Raw genomic sequence first — 9,064 nt, forward strand, 5'->3', positions numbered from 1 at the left:
CCTTCACCATATCCGGGTCGGCCCGGCCGCCCGAGACGTCGTTGACCACCGACACCCCCGCCGCGGGGGCCGCCGCGGCGGCGCGCGCCCCCCAGGGGTGCCCCCGCGGCGGGCCCCCCCCCCCCCCCGGGGGGGCCCCCCCCCGGGGGCCCCCGCTCCCCCCCCCGCGCCGCCCCCCCCTAATTTTTCCCGGGGGGCGTTTTTTTTGGGCGCTTGCGCCTATGGTTTTTTGCGGCGGGGTCGGGCAACGGGGTTGCGGGGTTGGCCCGTCTGCGTGTTCAGGTTCGCCACGATCTGCTGGAGCTGCTGGACACCGCCGGTCAGCGCCTGGATCGCACCGGTCAGCTGGGCGGCGCCCCGGTCGGCCAGCTGCGGCACCTGCTGGGCCAGCTGGGCGCCCTGATTCAGCTGGGCGGCGCCCTGCGACAGGCGGGCCGCCGCGTCGCGCAGCAGCGCGCTCACCGGGGTATTCGGATCGGTGCTCGAACCGGTGAGTTCGGCGAAACCGGCCAACTGGGATCCGACCTGCCCGGAAATCCCCTGCAGCGCATCCATTTTGCCGATGATGTCGGCCAGCCGCGGATCACCGGCGAACGGCAGGGCGCGCAATGCCGGGAGGACCTCGTTCAGCCCGGTGCTCAACGCGTCGGCCGAGCCGGACACCTGGCCGATGGTCACGCCGGTCGCGTCCAGCGCGTTCGCCAGGCTGTCGGCCTGCGCGGTCGCGGCCCCGAGGGTGCTGTTGAGCTGGTCGATCCCCGCCGTCAGCTGACCGGCGCCGTCCTTGGCGGTGTTCAGGAAGCCGAGCATCTCGTCGGCGCCGCCGGTGAACTGCCCGGAGGCGTCGGCCGCCGCCTGCACCCCGGCACCGAGGAGCTGGGTGGTGAACGCCACCTGCTGCACCGTGCCGCGCGCCGTGGTGACGGCCGCCAGGGTCTGGTCCACCCCGGCCGCGCTGATCCGGCGGGTGACCTCGTTGACGGCGTCGTTGACCAGGTTCGCGTCGGCGTGGGCGCTGGTGTCGACGGTGACCTGCGCGCGCTGCGGCTTGGCGGAGGCCAGGGTGGCCAGCGAGGAGGACAGGTCCGCGGGCAGCGTGACCACCGCCGCGTAGTCGTCGGTGCTCAGCTGGTCCGGCTCGGCGACGGTCCAGTCGTGGATGCCGCCGTCCTGCAACCCCTTCACGATCTTGGCGCCGGTCGGTCCGGTGTCGGTGTTCACGATGGCGACCGCGGTGGGCGCGGCGGCGGACTGGCGCAGCCAGAGCGCACCCCCGGTCGCCGCACCGGCGATGAGCAGCACCGCGACGACCAGGATCCAGCGAGTTCGTTTTGCGACCACCCCACAGACCGTAGAGGTTCGAGATGGTCGGGTGCTGGCGCGTCTCTGAGGATTCGGTAAGGGTTGCGGATCAGCGAAAGATCATGGCGTTCAAGATGTCTCGGTGTCCGTGACCGCGCCGCGGTCCGGCAACATCAGCACCAGGCGGACGCCGCCCAGGGTGCCGTCGTCGAAAAACGCTCGCCCACCGTGCAATTGCGCCTGCTGGGCGACCAGCGCCAGGCCCAGCCCGGAGCCGCCCTTGCTGGCCCGGCTACCGCGGAAGAACCGCTCGAACACCGCCGCGCGTTCGTCGGGCGCGATGCCGTGGCCGTTGTCGTCGACGGAGATCACGATGAATCCGTCGGGGGTGCGGTGCGCCGAGACCAGCGCCTCGGTGGCGCCGCCGTGCCGGGCCGAGTTGGTGAGGGCGTTGTCCACCGCCAGCCGCAGGCCCGTGGGCAGGCCGCGGGTGATCAGTTCCGGGTCGGTGTCGATGCGCACGGTCAGCCGCGGGAAGTGCCGCATGGCGTCGTGGGCGGACTGGTCGATCAGGTCGCCCACATCGGTTTCGACGTGGTCCTGATCGCCGGTGAGTTCACCGGTGGCCAGCCGCTCCAGCGCGGCCAGCGTCGCCTCCACCCGGCCCTCGCTGCGCTGCAGGTCGGTGAGGATCTCCGCGCGCTGGGTCTCGTCGAGGTCGAGGGTGCGCAGCACCTCGAGGTCGGTGCGCATCGCGGTGAGCGGGGTGCGCAGTTCGTGCGCGGAGACCGCCGCGAAGTCACGCGCGGTCTCCAGTGCGGCCGCGGTCTCGGCCTGTGCCCGGTTCACCCGCTCCAGCAGCGAATTCACCGCGTCGGCAAGCTTTTCGGCCTCCCGCACGCCCGAGCCGTCGACCTGAGCCTCGGGCTCCCCGGTGCCGCTGCGCGCGCCCACCTGCCGGGTGAGGTCCACGATCGGGCGCACCGCGCGCCCACCGAACACCCAGCCCAGCCCGGCCGCGGCCGCCACCGCGAGCCCGGCCGCGACCAGTACCCAGCGCCGCTGCTCGGAGGTGGCGTGGTAGGCGTCGGTCAGCGGGATCGCCATCGACACGGTGCGGCCCGGCGGCTGGTTCTCGGTGGTGGTCAGGACCCGGAACGGGGTGTCGGCGATGGTCAGCGTCCGCGAGCCCGGCTCGGAATCCGGCAGCCGGACGCTGGTGGAGGACACCACGTCGCCGTGTTCGCGGACCGTGACCGCGATGTCGTCGTTCGGCCCGACCAGCGACAGCACGCCCACCGCGATCACCGGCTGCATCAGCACGATGCGCGAGGCGATGGTCAGTTCCTGATCGGCCTGGGCCAGGTTGTTGCGTTCCAGCGCGCGCACCGACACCCAGCTCAGCACCGCGGTGATGATGATCGCGCCGAGCGCCGCCGCCCCGGCCACCCGGGTGCGCAGGGAATAGGACCGGCGTCGGCGTGTGGTGGCGAATGTCGCTGTGCCGCTGGTCATTTCGGCGCCCGCAGCACGAAGCCGACGCCGCGGATGGTGTGCAGCAGGCGCGGGGTGCCGTCGGTCTCCAGCTTGCGGCGCAGATAGCCGACGAAGACGTCGACCACATTGGTGTCGGCGGCGAAGTCGTAGCCCCACACCAGTTCCAGCAGCCGCTCCCGGCTCAGCACCACGCCCGCGTTGCGGGCCAGCGTCGACAGCAGCTCGAATTCCCGCTTGGTGAGCTCGATTTCGTGGCCGTGCAGCAACGCGCGATATCCGGCGACGTCGATCTCCAGCGGGCCCACGGCGATCGCGCCGGGCGCGGCGGGGGTGGCGGCGGTGTCGGTGCGCCGGCGCAGCAGCGCCCGGATCCGGGCCACCAGTTCGGCCAGCACGAAGGGCTTCACGAGGTAGTCGTCGGCGCCGGATTCGAGCCCGGCGATCCGGTCACCGACCGAATTGCGCGCCGACAGCACACAGATCGGCACCTCGTTACCCATCGCCCGCAGCGCCGTCACCACCCCGGCGCCGTCGAGCACGGGCATGTTCATATCGAGCACGATCGCATCCGGCGCGTCCTCGCTCACGCAGCGCAGCGCCTCCGCCCCGTCGCGCGCGATCAGCACCTCGAACCCGGACAGCCGCAACCCCCGCTCGACCGACGCCAACAGATCCTCGTCGTCGTCGACCAGCAGCACCTTGGGGGTCTCACGCTCGCTCGTCACAGGATTCATTCTGCCTGGATGTGGGTTCCGGTCCGGGCGCGCAACGCGCCTCCCCGGATTCCGGCGGGGAGGCGCGCTGCACTACCGCGGGTGTCCGCCGCGTCAGTAGTTGTGGCAGGAATCGGCCACGGCCTGGATGGTCTCCCGCGCCGCGGCGGCGCGCGGGTCGTTCTCGGCCTGCTGGGCCGCCTCCGGATGCTCGTTTATGTACTGCTGGACCTCGGCGCGGCGCTGTTCGACCGGCTTGTCGAAGGTCTGCTGCAGCACGGCCTTCTGCTGCGGATTGGCGTCGAGTTGCTGGGCCAGCTGCGGGTTCTTGTCGTGCAGGGCCGCGTCCACCTGGGCGAACGTGCAGTCCGAATTCAGCAGCGGGGCGAGCATTTCGGTCGGATCGGCGGAGGCGGTGCCGGGGACGAGGAGAGCCGCAGCCGTGCTGAGGCCGCCGACGGTCAGGACGGCACCGGTGAGGCGGGCACGTAACGAGGTCATGGTGTGGCCTTTCGGATCGGAGCTCGGCCGCCGAATGCGGCGGACGCCTCGACGCTAGGGCCGGGTTCTGATCGTCGGATAAGCCGACACTGAGAAAACTGTGAGGGCGATCACCGAACCGCGGTGTGCCCGTCGGCGGGGGTGTCGGTCGAATCGGGGACGTCGGGCTCCGGCACGGTCTCGCCGCCGGTCTGCTCGGCGGCGCGGCTGGCCAGGATCTGGTCCTCGAGCGCGACCAGGACCGACGGATCCTCGATGGTGGCCGGCATCTCCGGGCTCTCGCCGGAGGCGATCTGGCGGATGCTGCGCCGCAGGATCTTGCCGGACCGCGTCTTCGGCAGGGCGGCCACCACGATCACGTCGTGCAGGGTGGCGATGGCGCCGATCTGCTCGCGTACCCGCTCGATCACCTCCGCGCGCAGCCGGGTCAGGTCGATCGCCGACTTGTCCTCGCCCGGCCCGCCGCCCCGGCCCGTCTTGAGCACCACGTAGGCGATCGGCCGCTGACCCTTCAGCTCGTCGGGGACGCCGATGACCGCGCATTCGGCCACCGCGGGATGCCCGGCGACCGCGGCCTCGATCCCGCCCGCCGACAGCCGGTGCCCGGCCATGTTGATCACGTCGTCGCTGCGGCCGAGGACGAACAGATAGCCGTCCTCGTCGAAGAATCCGGAGTCGCCGGTCAGGTAGTGGCCCGGAAAGGCGGACAGGTAGGAGCGGACGAATCTGTCGTCGTCGCCCCACAGGGTGGTGAGCGTGCCCGGCGGCAGCGGCAGCCCGATCACGATATTGCCCTCGGTCCCGGCCGTGACCGCGTCGCCCTCGTAGTCGAGCACCCGGATCCGGTAGCCCGGCACCGGCACCGACGCGGAACCCGGCTTGACGGGAAGTTCCTGCAGCCCCAGCGGATCCGCGCAGATGGGCCACCCGGTCTCGGTCTGCCACCAGTGGTCCACCACGGGGCAGTCGGGCCGATCGGCGAGCACGGTGTCGCGGGTCCATTCGAAGGTGGCGGGGTCCAGCCGCTCTCCGGCGCAGAACAGGGCCCGCAGCGTCGACAGGTCGTGGCGCTTGGCCCCCGCGGCCTCGGGGTCGGCGCGGCGGATGGCGCGCAGCGCGGTCGGCGCGGTGAACATGACATCGACGTCGTGCTCGTCGATCAGGCGCCAGTAGGTGGCGGCGTCGGGGGTGCCGATCGGCTTGCCCTCGTACAGCACCGTGGTGGCGCCGACCAGCAGCGGCGCGTAGACGATATAGGAGTGCCCGACGACCCAGCCGATATCGGAGGTCGTCAGCATCACCTGCCCGGGCTGCACGGCGTAGATGTTGCGCATCGACCACGACAGCGCGACCGCGTGGCCGCCGTTGTCGCGCACCACGCCCTTCGGGTTTCCGGTGGTCCCGGAGGTGTAGAGGATGTAGAGCGGATCGGTGGCCGCCACCGAGACCGGTTCGGCCGGTTCGGCGTCGCGGACCATGTCCTCCCAGTCCAGCCATTGCGCCGCAACCGTTTCCGAGGAGCCGGGTAGATGTTCGGTGGCCGGCTGCGGCGCGGCGAACCGGATGGTCGGAAATCCGTTGCGCTGCTTGACCACCACGTGCCGGGGCGCGGCCTGCTCGACCTGGTCCAGCGCCTGCAGCACGATCGGCGGGTATTCGATGCGTCTGCCGGGCTCCAGGCCGCCGGAGGCTGTGATGATCAGCACAGGTGTGGCGTCGTCGATGCGCGCGGCGAGCTCATGTGCGGCAAACCCGCCGAAAACGACCGAGTGCACCGCGCCGATCCGGGCGCAGGCCAGCATCGCGACCACCGCTTCGGGGATCATCGGCATATAGATGACGACGCGATCGCCGGTGCGCACACCCAGCCGCAGCATCGCGCCGGCGAATCGGGCGACCTCGTCCAGCAACTCGGCGTAGGTGTAAACGACTGTGGCGCCCGTCATAGCGGAGTCGTATATTAGGGCGGGCTGGTCCGCGCGACCGCCTGTCGGCGGGAGTCCGGCAGCCGTCGAGCCCGCTTCCGGTGTGAGTTCGCGCACATGCCGGTCCAGTGCGTTGTAGGAGGTGTTGAGGCGAGCATCGGGAAACCAGCGAGCCGTCGGGCGGGCCGTGCTGTCGAGGATCTGTGTGGGTGCAACATCCCAGCTGATGGCCTCTGCGGCAGTACGCCAGAAGTCGGTGGGATCGACCAGGCTCGTCTGGTAGGTGGGCCGGTACTCCTGCTTCGCGTTCAACCGTGTGACTCCCTGCCTCGCATCGATGCCCGCCTCGATAGATCAGCCTGATTGTGGCAGACTTCACGCGACGTCCGGGCGGGCGCCGCGACCTTTGATTTTGTCCGGAATAGGCAGGTCAACGGCTGGACGTTGCCAACAGGTCACACAAGAAGTTATTGATCCGTTAGAATCGCATGCCACATATGTCGGCCGTCATGGACGCAATTTCTCGGCCAGCCGCAGCTCTCGGCCAGCTCCGTCTGTCGAGCCCAACGCGAGCGCGTGGGAGGCTCGCTGATGGCGCATGGCCGGGGCCAGTTTGGAAAGTGAGTGGAGATGCGTGACGCCGCTAGGTCCGGTAGGAAGCGTTGGGCGCTTGGTAACTGGGACCTGCGTTGGAAGGTCACGGCGGTCCTCGCCGTCCCCCTCCTCGTCGCGGTGGTGCTCGGTGCTTCCAGGATCGCGGCCCAGTTCAGCGACTCCAGCGAGCTGGACACCGCGGTCAAGCACGTGCAGACCATCCCGGCGGTCACCGGCCTGAGTGCCGCGGCGGCCGTCGTCTCCGGTGAGCAGATGGTGCAGATCGGCCCCGGCCAATCGCTGGTGCAGGAGGCCGACCTCGCCCAGCTCGACAACGCCATCGCCTCCGCCGAGAAGGCCGCGCCGCGCCTGGACGGCGTGCCGGGCGGCCGCGCCGCGATCGACGGAATGATCAACGGCGCGAAGGCGGTTCGCCAGGGCGGCACCGCGCCGTCGGCGACCGTCCAGGAGGCCCTCAATCAGGAGGAGTCGATCCGGCAGAACAGCGTCCGCACCGTGGAGGCGATCGTGTCGACGATCGCCGACCCGGGTGTCGAGGCCGCGAAGCTGCGCCTGGTCGACTCGCTGAACACTCGCGCGGTGATGGTCGCCGAGGCCGCCGGCATGGCCGAGGCGCTGCGCGGCAATCCCAAGGACGGGCTGCGCGACATGCAGATCGCCGCCAACACCGAGCGGCAGATGCTGGGCATTCTCACCACCCGCTTCCCCGACGGCGATCCGACGATCGCCAACCTGAACCAGTTGGTGAACAGCCGAATTCAGCTCGTCAGCGGCCCGCAGGCCGCCGCGGGCCAGATCCCGATCCAGGATCTGCGGCAGTCGGTGCTGGACAGCCTCTCCGACTACACCAAGATCGTGGGCCAGTCGACCGCCGAGATCGACTCGGAGGTGAAGGGCCTGGCCGACAGCGCCCGCACCGGCGCCATCCGGTACGCGGTGATCGTTATCGCGACCATCCTCGCGGCCTTGGTGCTCGCCGTGCTCATCGCGCGTTCGATGATCGTGCCGCTGCGCAAGCTGCGCCTGGCCGCGCTGCGCGTCGCCGAGCACGATCTCGGGCACGAGGTGTCGCGGCTGCGCGACGGCGCCAGCCCGGAAGACGTTCCGCTGGAACCGATGCCGGTGCACACCGAGGAGGAGGTCGGCCAGCTCGCCCGCGCCGTCGACGACATCCACGGCCAGGCGCTGCGGCTGGCCGCCGACCAGGCCGCCATGCGTACCCAGGTCAACGACATGTTCGAGACCCTGGCGCGGCGGTCGAAATCGCTGGTCGACCATCAGCTCTCGCTCATCGAGGCGATGGAGTACGACGAGAAGGATCCGCGCCTGCTGGAAAACCTGTTCCGGCTGGACCATCTCGCCGCCCGCATGCGCCGAAACGGCGACAACCTGCTGATTCTGGCCGGTACGCCGAAGCAGCGCCGCGGCAAGACGGCGCCCGTCGAGATCGCCGACGTGCTGCGCGCGGCCATCTCCGAGGTCGAGGACTACGAGCGGGTGAAGCTGGGCGCCACCCCGCGCGGCGCCATCACCGAACCGGCCGCCTCCGACCTGGCGCACCTGTTCGCCGAGCTGCTCGACAACGCGCTGCGCGCCTCCCCGCCCGAGACCGACGTCAAGTTCACCTTCGCCCAGGCGCACGACCAGGGCCTGCTGATCGAGGTCGCCGACCGCGGCATCGGTATGCCCCCGGCCGAGATGGCCGAGATCAACCGGCGCCTGGAGAACGTGGCCGAGGTCGGGCCCGACACCGCGCGCCACATGGGTCTGTTCGTGGTCGGTCGGCTGGCCGAGCGGCACGGGCTGACCGTGCGGCTGCGGCCCACCTTCGACACCGCGCGCGATCCGGGTGTGACGGTCACGGTGCACGTGCCCAAGCCGCTCATCGTGACGCCGGGCGGCGTCGGGGTGCAGATCCCGGCGCAGCAGCAGCCCACCCAGCAGGCGCCCGCGCCGCAGCGGCAGGCCCCGTCGTCGATGCAGATGCGCGGCGTCACCCGCACGCCCAGCGGCAACATGATGGTCACCGTGGATCCCGGTGGGAGCGGGCCGATTCCGGCCGGGGCCGATCGTGCCGGGGCCGACCGCGGGGAGCGTCCCGCGGCCGCCAACGGCGCCCCGGTGAACGGCACGGCCACGCCGAACGGCGCGCTACCGCAGCGCCAGCCCGGCACCTCGGCGCCCGGCCTGCCCAAGCGCCAGCCCGGCGCGAACGGTCCGACGGTCCGGCAGAACGTGGCCGGTCCCGACGGCCGCCCCGCCGACGCCGGGAAAACCGGTCTGCCGCAACGGGAGCCCGGTGCGAACGGTCCGCAGGCGCCGGCGGCACAGCCGGGCGCGAATCTGCCACAGCGCGGCGGCGGTAACGCGCAGCCGCAGGCCGGACTGGCCGCGAACATGCTCAAGCGGGCGCCCGGCGTCGGGGGGGGGCCCCCCCCCCGGGCCGGCGGGGGGGCCCGGGGGGCGCCCCGGCAGGGCGGGGGTGGTGGGGGGGGCCCCCCCGGCGGGGGG

Annotated in this window: 6 protein-coding genes; 1 reads left to right on the plus strand and 5 read right to left on the minus strand. The window is 71.3% G+C overall.

From position 1 onward, the window contains the following. Positions 1 to 219: 219 nt before the first annotated feature. The 5 genes from QH290_RS02335 to QH290_RS02355 form a co-directional block, all read right to left on the minus strand. Positions 220 to 1,341, minus strand: a complete 1,122-nt coding sequence (locus QH290_RS02335; RefSeq protein WP_280381838.1) for a YhgE/Pip domain-containing protein — start codon at positions 1,339 to 1,341, stop codon at positions 220 to 222. Positions 1,342 to 1,431: 90 nt separating this feature from the next. Next, the gene (locus tag QH290_RS02340; RefSeq protein ID WP_280265992.1) at positions 1,432 to 2,817 is read right to left on the minus strand and encodes a sensor histidine kinase; all 1,386 of its coding nucleotides are present in this window, start codon (positions 2,815 to 2,817) and stop codon (positions 1,432 to 1,434) included. Continuing rightward, entirely contained in the window at positions 2,814 to 3,524 is a 711-nt protein-coding gene (locus QH290_RS02345; RefSeq protein ID WP_425301710.1) for a response regulator transcription factor, read from the minus strand. Before QH290_RS02345 ends, QH290_RS02340 begins: the two co-directional genes overlap by 4 nt. Positions 3,525 to 3,626: 102 nt before the next feature. Next, entirely contained in the window at positions 3,627 to 4,013 is a 387-nt protein-coding gene (locus tag QH290_RS02350; protein ID WP_280265990.1) for a hemophore-related protein, read from the minus strand. A 110-nt stretch (positions 4,014 to 4,123) separates the two neighbouring features. Next, positions 4,124 to 6,250 (minus strand): AMP-binding protein, encoded by a 2,127-nt coding sequence (locus tag QH290_RS02355; protein ID WP_280265989.1) that lies wholly within the window; start codon positions 6,248 to 6,250, stop codon positions 4,124 to 4,126. A 318-nt stretch (positions 6,251 to 6,568) separates the two neighbouring features. On the opposite strand from QH290_RS02355, the gene QH290_RS02360 reads away from it, so the two are divergent. After that, on the plus strand, positions 6,569 to 9,064 hold a 2,496-nt coding region (locus QH290_RS02360; protein ID WP_280381839.1), incomplete at its 3' end, for a sensor histidine kinase.

Source organism: Nocardia wallacei, assembly GCF_029869545.1.
GTDB lineage: Bacteria > Actinomycetota > Actinomycetes > Mycobacteriales > Mycobacteriaceae > Nocardia > Nocardia wallacei_A.